This window comes from Leifsonia sp. NPDC058292 (genome assembly GCF_042880955.1).
Taxonomy (GTDB): Bacteria; Actinomycetota; Actinomycetes; order Actinomycetales; family Microbacteriaceae; genus Leifsonia.
In genome coordinates, this window is sequence record NZ_JBHVYL010000001.1 from 48,248 (window position 1) to 69,033 (window position 20,786).

A 20,786-nucleotide genomic window follows, 5' to 3' on the forward strand; every position below is an offset into this window, starting at 1 on the left:
ACCGCCTCCCCCGGCCCCATCATTCCCGCGCGTGACATTCGGTAACGCATACCCTGGAAGGATGACGACGATCGACCGCGGAGCTCGTCCCGACCTGCTGGCGAACTGCGCCGACTGTTTCGGGCTGTGCTGCGTCGCGCTCGCTTTCGCCCGGTCCTCCGATTTCGCGTTCGACAAGAGCGCCGGCGACCCGTGCGTGAACCTCGACGACGGCTTCCGCTGCACGATCCACCCTGAGCTCCGCGAGCGCGGGTTCGCCGGGTGCACGGTGTTCGACTGCCACGGCGCCGGCCAGAAGGTCTCGCAGACGACCTACTCCGGAAAGAGCTGGGTCGAAGCGCCTCAGACCCGGTCGGAGATGTTCGCCGTGTTTCCGATCATGCGGCAGCTGCACGAGCTTCTGCGGTATCTGGACGAGGCCATCCGGATGCCCGGCGCAGCATCCCTCCGCCCCGAACTGGAGCGCGCGGAGGCCGAGGTCGAAGCGCTCACCGAGTCGTCGGCGCAGAGCATCCTCGACCTCGACCTCGACGCGGTGCGGGCACCGGTCGCGGAGCTGCTGCGCGAGGCGAGCCGCTTGGTTCGGAGCGCACAGCCGCAGCACCCGCGAGGCAAGCGGTCGAAACGGGTCGGTCCCGGCGCAGACCTGCTCGGCGCCGACCTCCACGGACAAGACCTTCGCGGCGCCGAACTGCGAGGCGCGCTTCTCATCGCGGCAGACCTCAGCGACGCCGACCTCTCGGGAGCCGACCTCATCGGCGCCGACCTGCGCGATGCCGACCTGGCGGGTGCGAACTTGGCCACCGCCATCTACGTGACCCAACTGCAGATGAACGCGGCGCGAGGGGATGCCCGCACGCGGCTCCCGTCGACCGTCGTGCGCCCCGCGCACTGGGCGCGCTGAGCGGCCACCGCCCGGCCGGTAGATGCTGTGTAAACGTTGTGCTTCGATTTGGTCAACCCCGAAGGGGCGCGGCTATTGTCTAACCGTTCCCTCCCTTCGAGACTTAGGTGACGACAATCTCTACAACCGACTCCCCGATCGTTCCGGGGCGTGCAGCCACGGCGCCCGCCCTCTCCGAGAGCCTTCCCCGTCGCGAATGGTGGCGCTCCGCCGTCATCTACCAGGTCTACCCCCGCTCGTTCGCCGACTCCGACGGCGACGGCATCGGCGACCTGCCGGGCATCACCCGGCGGCTTCCTTCGCTGCGCGATCTCGGTGTGGATGCCGTCTGGCTCTCGCCGTTCCAGACCTCCCCGCAGCGCGACGCGGGCTACGACGTCGCCGACTACCGCGACGTCGACCCGCTCTTCGGAACACTCGCCGACTTCGACGCCATGCTGAGCGAAGCGCACGGTCTCGGCCTGCGGGTCATCATCGACCTGGTGCCCAACCACACGTCGAGCGACCACGCCTGGTTCCAGGCCGCCATCGCCGCGGCTCCCGGAAGCCCCGAGCGCGACCGGTACATCTTCCGCGACGGCAAGGGCGAGAACGGGGAGCTCCCGCCGAACAACTGGGAGTCCATCTTCGGCGGAGCCGCCTGGACGCGCTTGACCGAAGCCGACGGCACCCCCGGCCAGTGGTACCTGCACCTGTTCGACACGTCACAGCCCGACCTCAACTGGGAGAACCCGTGGGTCTGGGAGCAGTTCCGCGGCATCCTGCGCTTCTGGCTCGACCGTGGCGTCGACGGATTCCGCGTCGATGTCGCCCACGGCATGATCAAAGAGGCAGGCCTGCCCGACTACACGCCGCCGGAGCACGCCGGCAGCATGGGCGGCGGAGTGGCGCTCGAGCCCGAGATCGGCGGCCACGCGGCCGGCGAGCCGCCGACCCCGCCCTACTGGGCGCAAGACGGCGTGCACGCCATCTACCGCGACTGGCACAAGGTGCTCGACGAGTACGAGGGCGATCGCGTGCTCTGCGGCGAGGCCTGGGTGGAGCCGCTCGAGAAGCTCGCTCTCTGGGTGCGACCCGACGAGATGCAGCAGACGTTCAACTTCGGCTACCTGGAGACGCCGTGGAACGCCGAGGCTCTGCGTCACGTGATCGACCGCTCGATCTCGGTGTTCGGCAGCGTCGGCGCTCCCAGCACCTGGGTGTTGTCGAACCACGACGTCGTCCGCCACGCCACGCGGCTCGCGCTCGAAGGAGAGAACCTGCAGGGCCACGGCATCGGACCGAAGTCCACCGGTCTCCCCGACCCGGCCTTCGCCCTGCACCGCGCCCGCGCGGCCACCGCGCTGATGCTTGCCCTCCCCGGTTCCGCCTACCTCTACCAGGGCGAGGAGCTCGGCCTTCCCGAGGCGATCGACCTTCCCGACGCCGCACGTCAAGACCCGACGTGGTTCCGCACGAACGGCGAGCGCTACGGGCGCGACGGCTGCCGCGTCCCCATCCCGTGGGAGGCGGACGCCGCCTCGTACGGCTTCGGGCCCGACGCCGCGAGCTGGTTGCCGCAACCCGCATCCTGGGCTCGGTATGCGCGCGACCTGCAGCAGGGCGTTCCCGGCTCGACCCTGACGATGTACCAGGATGCGCTGGCCGCGCGCGAGGCGAACGACCTCGCCTTCGGCACGCTCGAGTGGCTGTCGCTCGGTGACGACGTGCTCGCATTCCGCAACGGGAATGTGACGGTCGTCGCCAACATCGGCGCTGCGCCGGTCGAGCTTCCCGCCGGCGAGGTGCTGCTCTCCAGCGCACCGCTCACCGGCGACGTCATCCCGCAAGACGTCACCGTCTGGCTGGCAAGCTAGGACCGGGGCGCCCGGGCGCCGAGGGGCGCCTTCTTGCGAGCTGCGGACATCCGTAGGCCGCAAGAAGGCGCCCCTCGTCTGCGTTCAGCGGGCGCGTCAGCGGGCGGGCGCGTCAGCGGGCGTTGGTTTTGAGCCAGGCGAGCGGATCCGTGTGCTCGGTGCCGTTCAGCAGGATCTCCAAGTGCAGGTGCGCGCCCGTGGAGACGCCGGTGTTGCCGACGAGTCCCACGATGTCGGCCACTTTCACCTGCTGACCGACAGCCACCCGCACCGAGCCCGGCGCCATGTGGCAGTACTTGCTCGACACGAGAGCGCCCGCGATCATGTGGTCGATGGTGACGTTCACGCCGCATCCGCCGTTGTCGCTGTTCACGACCTCCCGAACCACACCGTCGGCGATGATCTGGATGGGAACGCCTGATCCGGGCGCGAAGTCCACACCGAGGTGGTTGGTCGACGCACCCTCGGTGGGCGCCGAGCGGGCGCCGTAGTAGTCGGAGATGGGGACGCCGACCGGGAAAGGCCACTGCACGGCGGCACGCGGGTTGTTCGTGAAGGTGTCCGCGATGCGCATGTGGCTGAGCGCGACAACCTGCTCGGCCGAGGTGACCTCGGTGCCGTCGCGCGTGATGGACGCGACGGTGCTGCCCGGCTGGGAGACCAGTTCTTGGGCCACACCTTGCGCACTTCGCGAGGTCTGGGCCTGGATCGCCTGCGCCTGCACGTCGTCTTTCGTGAGCAGCGCCATCGCGGGCACCGACGTCGCGACCGCGATCGTCGCGGCGAAGGTCATCGCGAGCACGCTGAAGCCGCGCGAGAACGCCGCCTTGTGCGTGCGGCGCTGGGGCGCGGACGTCCGCGCCACCGTGGTCAGCCGTGGGGTCTGCGCGGTACGCGCGATCCGCGGGGGCACGGCATCCGCCGGCGCCGTGACAGCAGCGGCAGTTGCGGCAGCCGCGGCAGCCCGCTCACGCTCGCGCAGTTCGCGCCTCGTCATGGGTTGCGATGCGCCTGCTGTGCCGGATCCCTCAGGGTCCACCGAGCCTGTCGACGTCGCAGCGTCGAGGTTCTGGTGGTCGGGAGTCAACGGTCGAGTCGGCTTTCGATTTCTTCTCGTGAGGCGGGGGCGTCACGGCCGGGGCCGAGCGCTCATCCAATGTAACGAATTCATAAACGATTACCAACCCCGTCACCGAAATACATGAATTTGTATGGGTCGCCCGTTTCAGCCCTAGCCGGCGACCGAGAAATGCGGCCGCAGCAGCGGCTCGAGCTGCGCGTACAGGCCGGGCTCGGCCGCGATGAGCAGGTCTGCGCTCTCCCGAGTTCCGGCCAATGCGCCCACCTGGGCGCCCGCCTCGCGAGCGATCAGTGCGCCCGCCGCGTGATCCCACGGGTTGAGCCCGCGCTCGTAGTACGCGTCGAGGCGCCCGGCCGCCACCGAGCAGAGGTCGAGGGATGCCGCTCCGATGCGCCGGATGTCGCGCACCTTGCCGATGAGGTCGGCAAGGATGGTCGCCTGCTGCACCCGCCGTTCGGCGTCGTAGCCGAAACCCGTGCCCACCAGCGCGAGCGCCAGGTCGGTGCCCTGCTTCACCTGCAAGGCTTTACCGTTCAGTTCGGCGCCGCCACCGGCCGACGCGGTGAACGTCTCACCGATCGCCGGGTTCACCACGGCGCCGGCCAACGCTCGCCAGGTGCGGGGGTCGGGGTCTCCCTCCACGACTGCGACGCTGACCGCGTATGCCGGAATCCCGTAGAAGTAGTTGACGGTTCCGTCGATCGGGTCGACCACCCAGGTGAGTCCGCTCGTGCCCTCGGCGCCGCCGGACTCTTCGCCGTAGAAGCCGTCGTCGGGTCGCGCAGCGGCGATGGCGTCGCGGATGAGGTCTTCCGCCTCCCGATCGGCCCGCGTCACGATGTCGCTCAGCGACGACTTCGACGCCGCGACCTCCACTCCCTCGTCCCGGCGCTGCCGGGCAAGGTCGGCGGCTCGGTGGGCGATTGTGAGGGCGATCTCGAGCAGTTCGGCGTTGGCAGGCATGCAACCAGCCTCTCAGACCTGAGGGGTGGATGCGTCTTCCTCCTCGAGCAGCATGCCGACAGACGTCGCGCAGGCGTCACCCTTCCACGCTTCGATGCCCTCCCGGACGGCGAGAACGGCGATGACCAGCCCAGCGATGGGGTCGGCCCACCACCAGCCGAACAGGGTGTTCAGCAGCAGGCCGATGAGAACGGCGGCCGAGAGGTAGGCGCAGATCAGCGTCTGCATCGAGTCGGCGACGGCGGTGGCCGAGCCGAGTTCGCGGCCGGCGCGTCGTTCCGCGAGGGAAAGGAACGGCATGATCACGACACTCACGGCGGTGAGTGCGATCCCGACGGGTGAATGATGAGCCTCGACGCGCGCGAGCAAAGTCAGCAGTGAACTGACGACGACGTAAGCGGCGAGAGCGAAGAACGCGACGGCGATCACGCGGAGGGTGGGCTTCTCCCAACGCTCGGGGTCGCGTCGAGTGAACTGCCAAGCCACTGCCCCGGCGGAGAGCACCTCGATCGTGGAGTCCAGACCGAATCCGACGAGAGCGGCAGACGACGCCACGCTGCCTGCTGCGATCGCAACGACGGCTTCGATGAGGTTGTAGCCGATCGTGGCGGCGACGATCCAGCGGATGCGTCGCCGCAGCACAGCGGCGCGGGTGGCCGCAGCAGTGGTGCTCACGCGCAGCGGCACTCTTCGCCGGCGCAGCATCCCGGCTCGACGAACAGGGTGACCCGCAGCAGTTCGTTCAGGGCGGGGGCGATGTGGCCGTCGGCGAGCCGGTACCAGGTGCGCCGCCCCTCGGGGATGGCCTCGACGAGACCGCATCCGCGAAGGCAGGCGAGCTGGTTCGACATCACCTGACGGGAGACGCCCAGTGCGTCCGCGAGGTCGGACGGGAACGCCGGCGCTTCACGCAGTGCGAGAAGGATGCCGACCCGGGTCGGATCGGAGAGGGCATGGCTGAAACGGGCCAGCGCGGCAGTGTGGGTGACGGTGGCTGCTGAAGCGGTGAGCGTCATGCCCCGACGATACAGCATAGCGTGTACTAACGGCAGGGTGGCGGACACGGGAGAGGCGAGAAAAGGGCCCCAGCTTTCACGCTGGAGCCCTTGTCTTCACTGGGGTGGCGAGTGAGGGATTCGAACCCCCGAATGCTGAGCAGTCTGATTTACAGTCAGATCCCTTTGGCCGCTTGGGTAACTCGCCGTGGCGCTCCAACCACCAGTATTCTGCTGACCGAAGGCGCTCGACAAGGATACTCATCGAACGGCGCTGGGCGAAATCGGCCGGCGCCGTCAGGCCGCCAGCAGTTGCGGGGCCTGTGAGGGCACGCGGGGCGCGTCGAACGCTGGGTGCACGCTCGTGGCGAGCACCAACTCCCTCGTCGCATACTCGGCTGCGACGCGTGCGAGAAGTTCCTGTTCGGTCACGTCGAGCACCCGGCAGAGCGAGGCGAGGATCTCGGACGATGCCTCCTTGCGTCCGCGTTCCACTTCGGACAGATACGGCAGCGAGATCCTCGACGATTCCGAGAGCTCGCGCAGCGTCTTGCCCCGCTCGAGCCTCAGGCGTCTGAGCACGGCACCGATCGCGTGACGCAGCAGCATGGTCCCTCCTCACCGTCGACGTGTGGGCCAGCCTAGGCTCAGCGGCCGGCATCCGCGCCTTCCCGTGGCGCCGTTATGCTCTCGGCAGAATCTTCAGAGCGCCGGTGATCAGCGCGACACCCAGGATGCCACCCGCGAGCGACAAGCCGGTGACGAGGAGGAGCAGCACGCCGGCCGCGCCGATCGCGGCGGCGGCGAACGGCGCGAACGCACCGCCCGTCCCGGAACCAGCACTCTCGCGCGGGCGGCCGAGCTCGACCCGCCCGGCCAGCGCGACCACCGCCGCGACACCGGCTCCGACCGCCAGCAGCCAAAGTGGTCGCGTGAGCCACCAGTCGCCGCTCAGGGGCACCGGCAGCCGCATCCCGGATAAGAGGATGGCTCCGGCGAGCGCGATCAGCACGAGCATGTGCCAGAGGTACACGGTCATGGCCCTGGCGTTGATCGCACCGACGGCGGCCGAGACCGCCCGCACACCCTGCAGGCGCCCGAGCGCCGGTCGCGCCAGCTGGAACAGGGCGAGCTGGGCGACGCCGAGGAGCACGAGGGCGAAGGTCGGCGGGTTGAGGTTGGCGAGCATGTCGAACGAGTACACCCCGGTCGCCGCCAGCACGAACAGGGTCGCGAGAGCGAGCGTCGCGAGACCGACGAGGGCGCGCCGGCCGAGGCGGCCGACCGTGCCGTCGGCGAGCCAGAAGCCCAGCTGCTGGATGAGCACCCAGACGAACAGCAGGTTCGCGAACCCGATCGCGGTGACGCCGGTGGCCGAGCGCACGACATCGACAGCGATGACCGCCGCCACCAGCCCGATCACGGCGAGCACCGGCGCGCGGCGGTGGGCGACGTCGAGCAGCGGGACGAACGCCGAGCAGAGGATGTAGACGCCCAAGAACCACAGCGGCTGGCTGAGCCTGAACCCGGCCGTCGCCACCAGGCCACCGGGAACGCCGGCAACGGTCAGCGCCGCCAGCGCGACGACCACCGCCGACACCGCCACCGCGGCGGGCCGCAGCAGACGATGCATGCGCTGGGCGACGTAGTCGGCGGGCCGCACGCCGCGCGACCGCATCCGCGACCACTGCGTGTGGCTCGAGAACCCGCCCAAGACCACGAAGAGCGGCATGATCTGCACGAGCCAGGAGACGGGAGCGAACCACGCCCAGCTCTCCAGAGCGTTCGCCAGCACCGGGCCCGTGGCGGAGACGCTCACGCCCACCATGAGGGCGTGCAGCGCGACGACGACGACGAGACACCACGCGCGGGCGATGTCGACGGTGCCGTCGCGACGACCGCGGGTGACCGGCGCGGCCTGGGTGGCGGGCGGTGCCGGCGAGCCGATCGCCGGGCGGGACGCGAGGATGGTGGACATGCGAGACGCTCCTTCCGCTCGGCCTGTTCCGGCCGTGCGCGAGGAGCGTCTCAGTGTGTCTCAGGCCCGGGCATCGCTCCGTGGAGCGAGGCTGACCCCTACCGCGGTACGGGTCAATCCGCGGGCTCGACCAGACCGGCGTCGAACGCGAGGATGACCGCGTGCACCCTGTCGCGCAACCCGAGTTTCATGAAGATCCGGCTCACGTGGGTCTTCACGGTCTGCTCGGCGATGAACAGGTCGCCCGCGATCTCGCCGTTCGACCGCCCGCGGCCGATGAGCACGAGGATCTCGCGCTCCCGTTCGGTGAGGTCGGCGAGCGTGAGCGCGTGCCGGTTGGTCGGCGGGCGTTGCGCCGCGAACCTTTCGAGCAGGCGCTTCGTGACCCGCGGCGCGAGGAGCGCGTCACCGGCCGCGACGATCCGCACGGCCTGCACGAGGTCTTCCGGCAGTGCGTCCTTCAGCAGAAATCCGCTCGCTCCAGCGGTGATCGCGTCGTGCACGTAGTCGTCGATGTCGAAGGTGGTGAGCACCAGCACGAGCGGCGTGTGCGGTTCTCCGCGGGTCGGATGCACCAGCTCGCGGGTGGCGTCGATGCCGTTCATGATCGGCATCCGCACATCCATCAGCACGAGGTCGGGGCGCAGGCGTCGCGCCGCCTCGACCGCCTCGGCGCCGTCGGCCGCCTGCCCGACGACCTCGATGTCGCTCTGCGCGTCGAGGATCGCGGCGAACCCGGCTCGAACCATCGCCTGATCGTCCGCGATCAGAACGGTGATCGTCATGCGCTTCCCTTCTTCTTCAGCGGAAACGACGCCCGCACGACGAAGCCTCCGTCGTCGGTGCGGCCGGCTTCGAGGGTGCCCCCGAGCAGCGCGGCCCGTTCCCGCATTCCGCGGATGCCGTGCCCGCCCATGTCTGGCGCCGGGGCCGACGCGGGTCGACCCGCTGCCGCCTCGTTGCGCACCTCGACGTCGATCGACCCGTCGGCCTCGGCGATCATCACGAGCGTCTCCGCGCCCGTGGAATGCCGGGCCACGTTGCTGAGCGACTCCTGCACGATGCGGTAGACGGTGAGCGACAGGGCGGAATCCACGGCAGCGCTGTCCGACGGCGGGATGCGATTCTCCAGCCGCACCACGGCGCCGGCTCGCACCGCTCGCTCGACCAGGCCGGGAACATCCGGCAGGCCCGGCTGCGGCGCCGTCTCGATCACGGTGTCTTCGCTGCGCAGCACGCCGAGCAACCGCCGCATCTCCCCCATCGCGTTCCGGGCTGTGGCCGCGAGGTCGTCGAATTCATCGGCCGCCTCGTCACTGAGCGAGGGGATGCGGTAGCGCGCCGATGACGCCTGAACCTGAATGGCGGACATGCCGTGGGCGACGACGTCGTGCAGTTCACGGGCGATGCGGGTGCGCTCTTCCGCGATCTCGCGGCGCGCGAGCTCCGACGCCGACGTCTGCTGCTCGCGCTGCAACTGCTGCCGAACGGCCTGCCACTGGCTGACGAGCAGGGCCGCGAGGAGGACAGCCGCGGTGATCGAGGCGAAGACGATCAAGTCGGCGAGCGCCGTTCCTCCCGCATCCGGAGAGCCGAGCGTGCTGAGCCCGACGATCACGCCGCCCGCGACACCCGCCGCCCAGCCGATCAGGCCGGTGCGCCAGTCGGAGCGAACGGTCGCGATGAGGATGACGCACGACTGCGCGACCATCGACGTGACGGCGACCGGCCACGGACTCTGCCCGTCGCTTGCCGAGGCCACAGCGAAGGCGACCAGAGTGACGACGGAGAGACCCATCGCCGTTCGAGGGAAGACGATCGCCAACGGGATCGCTGCGGCCTGACCGAGCGCGAACAGCAGGGAGAGCACGACGGGGATGCCGTAGATCGCCGAGCCGAGCGCCGAGGCCACCGCGAGCACGGCGACGGCGGCCGTGCCCCCGAGACCCCAGAGCAGCACGAGTGCCGGGTCGAGTCGCTGTCGGGCTGCGGGAGCCCCGAGTGTCGCATCCATCATTACCTCACCTCACACGCCACGAGACCGCGTTCGCGGCGCCGGGCGACGATCCTGATGGCCGTGTCGACGAGCACGCCCGTCACGAGGCCCATCGCGATTCCGACGACGATACCCAGCAGGGCGTTGCCGCCGAAGAGCTGACCCGCGAGCAGTCCCACCGTAACGGAGTACGCCGCCCAGCTGAGCCCGGCGAGAACGGACAGTCCGAAGAACTTGGGCCGTGAGAAGCCCGACGCACCGGCGACGAGGTTCACGGCGACGCGCCCGACCGGAACGTAGCGGGCGGTCAGCAGGAGCACCGCTGCGCGGCGGTCGAGACCGCGCTTCGCCCAGCCGAGCGCGGCTTTCACGCGCGGCCGCCACATCCACCGGTACCGCTCCGTGCCGACCAGGCGGCCGATCGCGAAGGTGACGTTGTCGCCGATGATCGCGCCCGCTGCGGCGAAGGCGACGACGAGCATGACGTTCGGCTGCCCCACCGCCACTCCGGCGACGGCGGCGGCGATCACGATCGACTCGCTCGGAACAGGTGGGAAGAAGGCGTCGACGAAGACGGCGCCCAGCACGACCAGGTAGATCCAGGGGGATGACGCTGCTTGCACGATGAAGTCGTTGACGACGTCCACGGCTGCCCTCCTCTCGTTTCGCAGGCGGAATGTCCCGCACTGTTGCTCGAGGCTAGAAAGAGGGGCTGCTCTGCCGCGTCACCCGGCGGTACCGGCGGACCCCCTACCGCGGGGTGATATGCGCTCGGCCGCGGCCAGCACCTCGGGCCGCAGAATCTGCCGGGCGCCGAGCACCTCGATGCCGATCAGGTGGCCGTCGGCGTCGTATTCGAGGTCGACGTAGGAGCCGGCGAACGGGGTGCCGCCGGGTGAACGCTCGGCCGACAGCGGGTCGGTGCCGGTGTCGAAGCGCAGATGGGCGACATCGAGTTCGGGGTCGTAAGTCAGTCGCATGCTTTCGAGGCTAGAGACGGCGCGGCGGGATGTCGTCGGACCGTCGTACCACGCGCATCCCCCTCTCCCGAACGATCGTCGCGCGGCGGCACGATGCCCCGGTCGCACGCGGCGGCCGGGGCATCGATCGATCGGGTCGGTCAGCTGTGCGTGACCTCGCCCACCAGGATGCGGGCCGCGCGGCGACGCGCGCGCGACACCAGCAGGTATCCCACGAGGGCGAGCAGCAGCCCCGCGACCAGAACCGGCGCGATGACCGAGCCGGTGGAGGCGAGCCCGGCCGACGCGGCCGAACCGCTGCCGCCGGCGGCGCCCGTTCCCGTGCCCCCGCCGGTGCCGGCGCCGGCAGCGGGCTCGCCGTCAGCGGTCACCGTCACGGCGAGCACGACCTGCTTGGCGCTCTGAGCCCCGGTGATCGTGATGGTGTGCGCGCCGAACTCGGTCGGCGCGGTGCCGGCGATGCGGGCGGAGCCGCCCAGCACATCCGTGCGCGGGAGGTCGACCGGGTCGGACTCGATCACACCGGTCACCTGGCGGTCGCCGTTGAACCCCTTGAGCGTGAGCTCGAAGGGCTCGCCCGGCGCGAGGGTGGTGTCGGGCAGGGTCACTTTCGCCCCGGCGCTGAGTGCCGCCACGTCGCGCTGCAGGCTGAGCGCGTTCGCGATCGTGAAGAACGTGTCGCTCTGGTCGGTGAGCCCCACCACGTTCGCCGCGCCAGGTCCGTAACCGGCGATGCGCAGCTGGGTGCCGGTGTGCTGCTGCGAGCCACCGGCGGCGGCCGTGCCGTACGCCACCTTCATGACCGTGCCGTCGGCCGTGGTCAGCGCGGTGCTCAGCGTCGCCGGCGGCGTGCTGTCGACGATCTGGCTGGTGTGGGCGTGGTCAGCCGTGACGATGACGAGGGTGTTGCCGTCCTTCTCCGCGAAGTCGAGCGCGGCGCGAACCGCCTCGTCGAGGTCGACGGTCTCGCCGATCTGGCCGCAGGCGTCTGCCGAGTGGTCACGCTTGTCGATGCTCGCGCCCTCGACCTGCAGGAAGAAGCCGGGACCGCTCGGCTTGTCGAGCAGCGAGATGGCCTTGTTCGTCAGCGCCTTCAGCGAGAGGTCGGTGCTGAGGCGGGCCGGATTCGGGGTGCACGTCACGGGCGCGGCATCCGCTCCCCCGACGGTCGCCGTGGTCGACGCGTACCGGGTCGGAAAGTTGCCCGGGGTGAAGAGGCCGAGCAGCGGTGAGTCCTGGTCGGCCTTCGTGACTCCGCCGAGACCCGCGGCGTCACCGACGACCTGGTAGCCGCGAGCGGACGCCTGGTCGAAGAGCGTCTTGTCCTTCCAAGCGCCGGCCTTGGCCTTCTGGGTGAAGGATGTCGACCCGCCTCCCAGAGTCACGTCGGGTCGGGCGTCGAGCAGCTGCTCGCTGATCGAGCCGAGGCCGCCCTTCTCGAGCGCGTCGTCGCCGCAGGCCGCGGTCTCCGGGCCGTAACAACTGCGAGAAGCGACATGGGCCACCTCGACGGCGGGCGTCGCGTCCTGGATCTCGGCCGTGCTCACGTCGCCGGTGCGCAGACCGTTCGCCCGGGCGAGTTCGAGCAGAGTGGCCTGCGGCTTGCCGTCGATGTCGACGGAGATCGCGTTGTCGTACGTCTTCGTTCCTGTCGACCACGCGCTGCCGGTCGCCGCCGAGTCGGGCACGTAGTCGGGCTTTCCTTTGTTGGCGCCGTCCTTGTACAGGGAGTACGTCGTGTACTGGCCGGTCAGCGGAAGGGCGTCGATGCCGGGCAGCTTGCCGCCCGCGCCGTACTGGTAGTTGCGCGCGACCGTGATCTCGCTGTCGCCCATCCCGTCGCCGATGAGCAGGATGACGTTCTTGGCCGGTCCGTCCGCGATGGATGCGCGCAGGGCCGCGGTCGAGTCGCCCGGGTCACGCGCCGCACCGCCGTTGTCGGACTGGGCGGCGTAGGCGGCGGGCGCCGCGAGCACACCGACCGCGAGAACGCCGGCGGTGAGGGCCGTGGCGGCCAAGGCGCGCACGCGGCGAGGCCTGGGGATGTGGGAGCTGGTCATGGGGTGGAGGGCCTTCCTCGATCTCGTGCCGAACAGAACCGCACCAGCCCAGCGGCGCAAGAAGAATGGAGGGTGAACAACTCCCGCACGCATTCTGAACGTTCTCACACGATCACCGGAGGCGGCGAGGGCAATCCGCGACACCCCGGCAGACCTGACGCGGGTGTCGGGGGTGCGGCGCAGAATCGTCGGCATGAGGACAGTGTTGATTTGCGAACGGTGCGACGGAACCGGAGCCGACCCGGTCCAGCGCGACGAAGAGGTTCTGCTGTGCGTCGAGTGCGCCGGCGACGGCTGCCACGTGACCTATCTGGTCGAGCTCCAGAAGACCGCGTAACGCTTTCGCCCCACACGGCGTTTTCCGACCCGACTGCACGGTGGCGCGCGGTGCGTGAGCCGCTTTTCGGCGAGTATGCAAGTATTGCCAATGCGTCTCGCAGATTGGCGGAGCGCTGGCGTGCGCGCTGACTCGGGGAGGCAAGTTGGAACTGCGGGACTATCTGAGGATTCTCCACAAAAACTGGATCCTCATCGCGGTCTGCGCTCTTCTCGGCGTCGCAGTGGCAGCCGGATACTCGCTCGCGGTCACTCCCAAGTACCAGGCCTCGACCGAGCTCTACGTCTCGGTTCGCGCGGGTGACGCCGCCGCGACCACCGATCTCGTTCAGGGAACGAGCTTCGCCCGTCAGGCCGTGACCAGCTACGTCAGCGTCGTGAACAGCGCGAGCGTGCTCGACCGGGTCATCGACGACCTGAAACTCGACACCACCTCCACCAAGCTGGCGGCACAGGTGTCAGCGGAGTCGCCGCTCAACACGGTGCTCATCGACATCACCGTCACCGACGACGACCCCGCACGGGCGGCCGCGATCGCGAACTCGGTGGGCGAGAACACCTCGTACATCGTCACGAACAAGCTGGAGAAGCCGGTCGGCGGCGCGAGCCTCGTGAACGTGCAGACCATCCAGCCGGCCGTGGCGCCGGTGCGGCCGTCGAGCCCGAACGTGGTGCTCAACGTGGTGCTCGGCCTGCTCATCGGTCTCGCCATCGGTGTGGCCGCCGCGATTCTGCGCAGCGTGCTCGACACCCGCATCCACAGCTCGCACGACATCGAGCTCGTCACCGACAAGCCGATTCTCGGCGCCGTCAGCTACGACCCGTCGGCGAAGAAGCGCCCCCTGATCGTGCACGCCGATCCGAGAAACCCGCGCGCCGAGTCGTTCCGCAGCCTGCGGACCAACCTCCAGTTCGTCAACATCGGCGATCAGCCTCGCAGCTACGTCATCACCAGTTCGGTGCCCGGCGAAGGCAAGAGCACCACCGCTGCGAACCTCGCCATCAGCCTCGCCGAGACCGGCGCCAAGGTCGTGCTCATCGACGGCGATCTGCGCATGCCCAAGGTCGCCGAATACATGGGCATCGAGGGCGCGGTCGGGCTCACGGATGTGCTCATCGGGCGTACACAGCTCAGCGACGTGCTGCAGAAGTGGGGGCGCGGCCAGTTGTACGTTCTGCCCTCCGGCCGCATCCCGCCGAACCCGAGCGAACTGCTCGGTTCGAGCGCGATGTCGACCGTCCTCAGCGCGCTGACGGCGGAATTCGACTACGTGATCGTCGACGCTCCCCCGCTCCTCCTGGTCACCGACGCCGCAGTCATCAGCAAGTTCACCGGGGGCGCCATTCTCGCCGCGGCATCCGGAATCACGAAGAAGAACGAGCTGGCCGCAGCCACCCGCGCACTCGATCACATCGGGAGCCGGCTGGTCGGCATCGTCGTCACCATGCTGCCCACCAAGGGACCCGACTCCTATGGCTATGGCGTCTACGGCTACGGCGTGCAGAACGAAGAAGTCTCCGAAGAGACCGTCGAGCGCCGCATCCGTCGCGCCGCACGGGCATGACTCACATCACTGCACCTCTTGCGTGAGAAATGTCATAAGTAATATGTGACAATGGTTCCCGGGCGCGGGAGGCTAAGTGGATTTACGTGATTATGTGCGCGTCGTGCGCGTGCACTGGATGCTCATCGCGGTCTGCGCACTGCTGGGCGTCGCGGCGAGCGCTGCCGTCACTCTGACGACCACCCCGACGTACCGCGCCTCGACCCAGCTCTACGTGTCGGTGCGCAGCGGTGAGGGAACGGCCGATCTCGTGCAGGGCACCACATTCGCGCGGCAGGCGGTGACGAGCTACGTCAGCGTCGTGACGAGCGCCATCGTGCTCGATCGCGTGATCGACGAACTGCAACTCGACACCACCACGTCCGGTCTGGCCGCCAAGGTCTCCGTCACCTCCCCTGTGAACACCGTGCTGATCGACATCGCCGTCACCGACGACGATCCCGGTCGTGCAGCGGCCATCGCGAACTCGGTCGGCGAGAACACGGCCTACGTCGTCACCACTCAGCTCGAGAGGCACGCGGGAGGTGCGAGCCCCGTCACCGTGCAGACCGTGCAACCGGCCGTCGAGCCGAGTGCGGCCGCTCGTCCGGATGTGACGTTGAACATCGCGCTGGGCCTGCTGTTCGGTCTCGCCGTGGGCGTCGCGGTCGCGCTCCTTCGATTCATGCTCGACACGCGCATCCGAACCCGACGCGACGTCGAGGCGATCACCGACAGGCCGATCCTCGGCGAGATCGGGAGCGATCCCTCGGCCGGCAGCCGCCCCCTCATCGTGCAAGACGCGCCACGGAGCCCGCGCGCGGAGTCGTTTCGCAGCCTGCGCACGAATCTGCGATTCATCAACGTCGGCGACAGCCCGCGCAGCTACGTGATCACCAGCTCGGGGCCGGCCGAGGGCAAGAGCACCAGTGCCGCCAATCTCGCCATCAGCCTGGCCGAGACCGGCGCGAGCGTCGCTCTGGTCGACGGCGACCTGCGGCTTCCGAAGATCGCCGAGCTCATGGGAGTCGAAGGCGCCGCCGGGCTGACCGACGTGCTCATCGGCCGAGCGGGGCTCTCGGATGTGCTCCAGCGGTGGGGCCAGGGCCACCTGTACGTGCTGCCGGCGGGGCGCATCCCACCGAATCCGAGCGAACTCCTGGGCTCGAGCGCGATGACGACCACACTCGACTCCCTGACGGCCGCGTTCGACTGGGTGATCGTCGACTCCCCGCCGCTGCTCGCCGTGACGGATGCCGCGGTGATCAGCGCGTCGACGGGCGGCGCCATCCTGGTGGCCGCGTCCGGCGTCACGAAGAAGAGCGAGCTCGCCGCTGCGGTGCGCAGCCTGGGCCAGGTCGGCAGTCGTCTTGCGGGAATCGCGATGACGATGATGCCGCCCGGGCGGGGGGGACTCGTATGGTCGCGCCGTGTACGGTAATGACGTACCGATATACGACGCGAACGACGAAGGTGTGAGGCGAAAGGTCAGCGGGGAATCACGGGTATGAACACTTTCCGTATACTCACCGTCTGCACCGGCAACATCTGCCGTTCGCCCCTCGCCGAGCAGCTCCTGCGTTCGGAGCTCGCCGGTCTCGGGATCACGGTCGGCAGTGCTGGCACAGACGCACTCGTCGGTCACGCGATGGACGACCGTGCCGCTCGCTACTCGGCCGAATACGGCGGCGTCCCCGACGCCCACACGGCTCGCCAGCTGACGGTCGAGCACGTGCGGGAGAGCGACCTGATCCTCGCTCTCAGCCGCGAGCATCGCCGGGCGATCGTCGAACTGCTCCCCCGCGCCTCGCACACGACCTTCACGCTGCGCGAGTTCGAGCGGTTGCTCGACACGCTGAACGACGATGACAGGGCCGACATCGCGGCCGCGCCCGACGAGCACTCGCGGCTGAGCGTGCTCGTCGAGATCGCAGCCGCGAACCGCGGGGTCGCCGAACGCCCCGACGATCCGTCGGACGACGACGTCATCGACCCCTATCGCCAAGACGACGCCGTCTACGCCGAGTCCGTCCGTCAGCTCGTGCCGGCCGTCCGCGCGATCTCTCCCACTCTGCACCGCGCCGGTGCCGGTTTCCGGTAGGCGACTGTGGCAGCCAGGCAGAAATCCTCCGGGCGCTCGAGAATGAGCCCCCGCAGCTGGGCGGTCGTCGGCGTCATCGCGCTGGTGATCATCGACATCGTGCTGGTCGTGTGGGCGATCACGGCCGTTCGGTCGCCCGACCGCGCGGCGGCATCCGGGTCGAACGTGCGAACCGTGGCCAGCGCGACGCCGTCTCCCACGCCCACGCCCACCGCGACCCCCGACCAGACGGTGGCGCCGGCCGAGGATGCGGTCGCACCGACGCGCCTGCTGGCAGCGCTCGACGCGTCGACGGCCTGGCGGGCCCAGGCGGGCGCGTGCCCGGCCACCGCCGCGACCGCCGAGCACACCGCCGACGGCGGCGCCACCTGGATCCCGTCGGATGCGGTCGGACCGACCGGCGGCTCCGCCCTGGTGGCGCTGACCGTCCAGTCCGCGCGTCAGGCGAGCGCAGTGGCCCTGTCGGCTTCGGGATGCGCGCCCGAGTTCATCCGCACCTATGTCGCCGGCGACAACTGGGCGGCGTACGCCGACCAGTTGGGCGGCTCCTGGTATTTCGAGGGCTCGAAAGCGGGCGTCGCGCACGCGCCGGGCGGCGACGTCGCGACCCCGTGCGCTGCCATCGTCGGTCTCGCGGTTCGAGACGCCTCGAACGCCGCCGTGCTGTGCGCGAACCACGACGCGCACCGCACCTCCGACGGCGGCGCGAACTGGAGCGCGGCGACGAACGCGACGGGAGCCGTCGCCATCACGGCGAACGACGCCGGATACACGCTCGCCGTGACCGCGGCACCCGACTGCGCGGGTGTCGCGACGGTCACGGTCGACGCCGCATCCGGTCAGACGACCCCCGGTGGCTGCGCCACCACCGCCCCTCCGGCAGCCGGCTCCGTTACAATCGCGGCCGGAAGTGGCACAGTGTGGGTGTGGGCCGGCGACGCAGTCGTGAAGTCCGGCGACGGGGGGAAGACATGGCAGTGACGCGCACGCTCTTCACCGAGACGGTTCGGGCAGAGACCCGCCGCCGCGGTGAGACCCTGCTACGCAGGTTCGGCTCCCAGTTCGCGCTCGACGCCATCGCCTGGCTCGTGGCCATCTCGATCGCGGCCGTGCTCCGTTACGACTTCAACGTCACGCACATGGCCAAGTCGATCATCCCGTTGCTGGTGCTCGCCGTCGTCGCGGCCGGAGCTCAACTGGTGATCGGATGGGCGTTCTCCCTCTACCGCGGACGCTTCACCTACGGATCGTTCGACGAGGTCAAGGGCCTCCTGCTGTGCGTGTGCATCGTCGCCGTCGCCCTCGGCGTTCCGGTGGTCATCTTCGGCAACAGCCTGAACATCCCGCGCAGCGTGGTGTTCATCGCCCTCCCGTTCGCGTTCGTGCTGATGGGCGGGGCGCGCTACGTGAAGCGCCTCTACGTCGAAGCCCACTCCAAGCCCGGCGCCGACGCCGTGCCGACACTGGTCATCGGCGCCGGGTACATGGGCGGTGTGCTGGTGCAGCGGATGCTGACCGACCGTCACTCCCCGTTTCTGGCGGTCGGGCTGCTCGACGACGACCCGGCGCTCAGACACCGGCGCATCCGTGGTGTTCCGGTGCTCGGCGACCTGGAGCACCTTCCCGAAGTCGCGGAGCGCACGGGAGCCAAGGCCGTCATCGTCGCCATCGCGCGAGTGGACGCCGCTCTCCTTCGACGGATCACCGACCCGGCGCACGCCGCGGGGCTGCAGGTGAAGGTGCTCCCGACCCTCGGCGAGATCCTGAACGGGCAGTCGACCCTGACGGACATCCGCGACATCGCCATCGAAGACCTCATCGGCCGGCAGCCTGTCGACACCGACGTGGCGACCATCGCGAGCTACCTGACCGGCAAGCGCGTGCTGGTCACCGGCGCCGGTGGATCGATCGGGTCGGAGCTCTGCCGGCAGATCAGCAAGTACGGCCCTGCGGAGCTCATGATGCTCGACCGCGACGAGACCAGCCTGCAGGCCGCGCAGATCTCGTTGTCGGGCCACGGTCTTCTGGACACGAACGAGGTCATCCTCGCCGACATCCGTGACCCGAAGGCGATCCTCGACATTTTCCGCCGCCGTCAGCCGGAGGTGGTGTTCCACGCTGCGGCCCTGAAGCACCTTCCCATGCTCGAGCAGTATCCCGACGAAGCCTGGAAGACCAACGTGCTCGGCACGCTCAATGTGCTCGAGGCCGCCGGCGAGGTGGGCGTCGCGACCTTCGTGAACATCTCCACCGACAAGGCCGCCAACCCCACGAGCGTGCTCGGCCACTCGAAGCGACTCGCCGAGAAGCTCACCGCCGGCGCCGCCGAGACCTCCGTGGGGCGATACCTCTCGGTGCGGTTCGGCAACGTCATCGGCAGCCGCGGTTCGATGCTGCCGACCTTCCAGGCCCTGATCGAGTCGGGCGGGCCACTGACGATCACGCATCCGGACGTCACCCGGTACTTCATGACCATCACGGAGGCGTGCCAGCTCGTCGTGCAGGCCGGCAGCATCGGCGACCCCGGTGAGGTGCTCATCCTCGACATGGGGGAACCGGTGCGCATCCTCGACATCGCCGAACGGATGATCGCCTTCAGCGGCAAAGACATCGAGATCCGCTTCACCGGTCTGCGCCCTGGCGAGAAGCTCAACGAAGACCTCATCGGCGCGAGCGAGTCGGACGAACGCCCGAAGCACCCCAAGATCTCGCACACGCGGATAGCGCCGCTGCTTTCCGACCGCGTCGATCACGCCGAGTGGATCCACCGCATCCGCACGGGCGGCGCCGACACTGCCGTCGTGCCGGTCACGCGCCCCGCGACGGAGAGGACGACCCGGTGACGGGCCGCATCCTCATGTCGTCGCCCGACGTCGGCGAACTCGAGGAGTCGTACCTGGTCGCGGCATTCCGCTCAGGATGGATAGCTCCGCTCGGCCCCGACGTCGACGCCTTCGAGCGAGAGATCGCCGACCGTGTCGGGGTCGCCCACGCAGCGGCACTCTCGTCGGGAACGGCGGCACTCCATCTCGGTCTGCTCGGACTCGGCGTGGAGCCGGGCGACGTCGTGATCACCGCGACGCTGACGTTCGCCGCCACGGCCAACGCGATCACCTATACGGGCGCCCGGCCGTTCTTCGTCGATTGCGATGCCGAGACAGGCAACCTCGATCCCGACCTCCTCGAACAGGCGCTCGGCGACCTGAGAGAGGCGGGCGAGCGCGTCACCGCGATCGTGCCCGTCGACTTGCTCGGCAAAGCGGCCGACTACACGCGCATCCTGCCCATCGCCGACCGTTTCGGGGTGCCGGTGCTCGCCGACGCAGCCGAGTCGCTCGGCGCTTCGCACGCGGGTCGCGCTGCCGGCTCCTTCGGCGCCGCGTCGGCGATCTCGTTCAACGGCAACAAGATCATGACGACATCCGGCGGCGGGATGCTGCTGACCGACGACGCGAGCCTCGCCGAACGCACGCGCTACCTCGCCACTCAGGCACGGCGGCCCGCGCTGCACTACGAGCACACCGAGGTCGGCTACAACTACCGGTTGAGCAACCTGCTCGCCGCTGTCGGCCGGGCGCAGCTCACGCGCCTCGACAGCATGATCGCCCGCCGGAGAACCATTCGCGAGCAGTACCGCGCGTTCTTCGCGAGCATCGACGGCGTCGAGATCTTCGGCGGCCGCGACGACGCGCAAGACAACTGCTGGCTCTCCTCGGTCGTCGTCGATTCCGCGGTGACCGGATGGTCGGCCCGCGACCTCAGCGCCGCCCTCGCCGGCGACGACATCGAGAGCCGCCCCCTGTGGAAGCCGATGCACCTGCAGCCGGTGTTCGCCGACGCCCCCTCGCTGCTGAACGGCAACGCCCAGCGACTGTTCGAGTCGGGGGTCACCCTGCCGAGCGGGTCTGCGCTGAGCGACGAGCAGGTCGACCGCGTCGTGCAAGCCCTCGAACGATTCATCGCCGCGCGTGGTTGAGCTGTATCGAGGGATC

Annotated in this window: 20 protein-coding genes and 1 tRNA gene; 9 read left to right on the top strand and 12 right to left on the bottom strand. The window is 69.4% G+C overall.

Annotated elements, in window-relative coordinates:
- The first annotated feature begins 61 nt into the window (after window positions 1–61).
- Window positions 62–904, top strand: coding sequence for a pentapeptide repeat-containing protein (locus ACFVWR_RS00240; RefSeq protein WP_387207025.1), 843 nt, complete (start codon window positions 62–64; stop codon window positions 902–904).
- A 137-nt stretch (window positions 905–1,041) separates the two neighbouring features.
- Window positions 1,042–2,760: an alpha-amylase family glycosyl hydrolase gene (locus ACFVWR_RS00245; protein WP_387207436.1), complete on the top strand. Its 1,719-nt coding sequence runs from the start codon at window positions 1,042–1,044 to the stop codon at window positions 2,758–2,760.
- 112 nt (window positions 2,761–2,872) lie between these two features.
- Here ACFVWR_RS00245 and ACFVWR_RS00250 read toward each other — a convergent pair whose 3' ends face one another.
- From ACFVWR_RS00250 to phoA, 12 genes are all read right to left on the bottom strand, one after another.
- A complete protein-coding gene (locus ACFVWR_RS00250; protein ID WP_387207026.1) occupies window positions 2,873–3,757 on the bottom strand; it encodes a M23 family metallopeptidase in 885 nt (294 codons plus the stop codon).
- 234 nt (window positions 3,758–3,991) lie between these two features.
- The gene (locus tag ACFVWR_RS00255; RefSeq protein WP_387207027.1) at window positions 3,992–4,804 is read right to left on the bottom strand and encodes an inositol monophosphatase family protein; all 813 of its coding nucleotides are present in this window, start codon (window positions 4,802–4,804) and stop codon (window positions 3,992–3,994) included.
- Between the two features lie 12 nt (window positions 4,805–4,816).
- Window positions 4,817–5,509: a cation diffusion facilitator family transporter gene (locus tag ACFVWR_RS00260; RefSeq protein ID WP_387207028.1), complete on the bottom strand. Its 693-nt coding sequence runs from the start codon at window positions 5,507–5,509 to the stop codon at window positions 4,817–4,819.
- On the bottom strand, window positions 5,476–5,820 hold the full coding sequence (locus tag ACFVWR_RS00265; protein WP_387207029.1) for an ArsR/SmtB family transcription factor: 345 nt from the start codon (window positions 5,818–5,820) through the stop codon (window positions 5,476–5,478). The genes ACFVWR_RS00260 and ACFVWR_RS00265 overlap by 34 nt, the downstream gene beginning before the upstream one ends.
- Before the next feature lie 105 nt (window positions 5,821–5,925).
- Window positions 5,926–6,007: transfer RNA gene (locus ACFVWR_RS00270), tRNA-Tyr, on the bottom strand.
- An 89-nt stretch (window positions 6,008–6,096) separates the two neighbouring features.
- Complete coding sequence (locus tag ACFVWR_RS00275) at window positions 6,097–6,408, bottom strand: helix-turn-helix domain-containing protein (protein ID WP_387207030.1); 312 nt, start codon at window positions 6,406–6,408, stop codon at window positions 6,097–6,099.
- A gap of 73 nt (window positions 6,409–6,481) precedes the next feature.
- Window positions 6,482–7,777, bottom strand: coding sequence for an acyltransferase (locus ACFVWR_RS00280; RefSeq protein ID WP_387207031.1), 1,296 nt, complete (start codon window positions 7,775–7,777; stop codon window positions 6,482–6,484).
- A gap of 113 nt (window positions 7,778–7,890) precedes the next feature.
- The gene (locus ACFVWR_RS00285) at window positions 7,891–8,562 is read right to left on the bottom strand and encodes a response regulator (RefSeq protein WP_387207032.1); all 672 of its coding nucleotides are present in this window, start codon (window positions 8,560–8,562) and stop codon (window positions 7,891–7,893) included.
- Window positions 8,559–9,794 carry a sensor histidine kinase gene (locus ACFVWR_RS00290; protein ID WP_387207033.1) on the bottom strand — a complete coding sequence of 412 codons (1,236 nt, stop codon included), beginning with the start codon at window positions 9,792–9,794 and terminating at the stop codon, window positions 8,559–8,561. Before ACFVWR_RS00290 ends, ACFVWR_RS00285 begins: the two co-directional genes overlap by 4 nt.
- The gene (locus ACFVWR_RS00295) at window positions 9,794–10,420 is read right to left on the bottom strand and encodes a DedA family protein (RefSeq protein ID WP_387207034.1); all 627 of its coding nucleotides are present in this window, start codon (window positions 10,418–10,420) and stop codon (window positions 9,794–9,796) included. The genes ACFVWR_RS00290 and ACFVWR_RS00295 overlap by 1 nt, the downstream gene beginning before the upstream one ends.
- Before the next feature lie 78 nt (window positions 10,421–10,498).
- Window positions 10,499–10,753, bottom strand: coding sequence for a DUF2283 domain-containing protein (locus tag ACFVWR_RS00300; protein ID WP_387207035.1), 255 nt, complete (start codon window positions 10,751–10,753; stop codon window positions 10,499–10,501).
- A gap of 140 nt (window positions 10,754–10,893) precedes the next feature.
- Entirely contained in the window at window positions 10,894–12,813 is a 1,920-nt protein-coding gene (gene phoA, locus ACFVWR_RS00305; protein ID WP_387207036.1) for an alkaline phosphatase, read from the bottom strand.
- Between the two features lie 193 nt (window positions 12,814–13,006).
- Here phoA and ACFVWR_RS00310 point away from each other — a divergent pair, with 193 nt between their 5' ends.
- The 7 genes from ACFVWR_RS00310 (at window position 13,007) to ACFVWR_RS00340 (ending at window position 20,770) form a co-directional block, all read left to right on the top strand.
- The gene (locus ACFVWR_RS00310; RefSeq protein WP_387207037.1) at window positions 13,007–13,150 is read left to right on the top strand and encodes a hypothetical protein; all 144 of its coding nucleotides are present in this window, start codon (window positions 13,007–13,009) and stop codon (window positions 13,148–13,150) included.
- Window positions 13,151–13,295: 145 nt separating this feature from the next.
- Complete coding sequence (locus ACFVWR_RS00315; RefSeq protein WP_387207038.1) at window positions 13,296–14,714, top strand: polysaccharide biosynthesis tyrosine autokinase; 1,419 nt, start codon at window positions 13,296–13,298, stop codon at window positions 14,712–14,714.
- Window positions 14,715–14,790: 76 nt separating this feature from the next.
- Window positions 14,791–16,134, top strand: coding sequence for a polysaccharide biosynthesis tyrosine autokinase (locus ACFVWR_RS00320; protein WP_387207040.1), 1,344 nt, complete (start codon window positions 14,791–14,793; stop codon window positions 16,132–16,134).
- Between the two features lie 66 nt (window positions 16,135–16,200).
- Window positions 16,201–16,794 (top strand): low molecular weight phosphatase family protein, encoded by a 594-nt coding sequence (locus ACFVWR_RS00325; RefSeq protein ID WP_387207041.1) that lies wholly within the window; start codon window positions 16,201–16,203, stop codon window positions 16,792–16,794.
- A 42-nt stretch (window positions 16,795–16,836) separates the two neighbouring features.
- Window positions 16,837–17,775: a hypothetical protein gene (locus tag ACFVWR_RS00330; protein WP_387207042.1), complete on the top strand. Its 939-nt coding sequence runs from the start codon at window positions 16,837–16,839 to the stop codon at window positions 17,773–17,775.
- Window positions 17,766–19,637, top strand: coding sequence for a polysaccharide biosynthesis protein (locus tag ACFVWR_RS00335; protein ID WP_387207043.1), 1,872 nt, complete (start codon window positions 17,766–17,768; stop codon window positions 19,635–19,637). The genes ACFVWR_RS00330 and ACFVWR_RS00335 overlap by 10 nt, the downstream gene beginning before the upstream one ends.
- Window positions 19,634–20,770 (top strand): DegT/DnrJ/EryC1/StrS family aminotransferase, encoded by a 1,137-nt coding sequence (locus ACFVWR_RS00340; protein WP_387207044.1) that lies wholly within the window; start codon window positions 19,634–19,636, stop codon window positions 20,768–20,770. Before ACFVWR_RS00335 ends, ACFVWR_RS00340 begins: the two co-directional genes overlap by 4 nt.
- Window positions 20,771–20,786 lie beyond the last annotated feature (16 nt).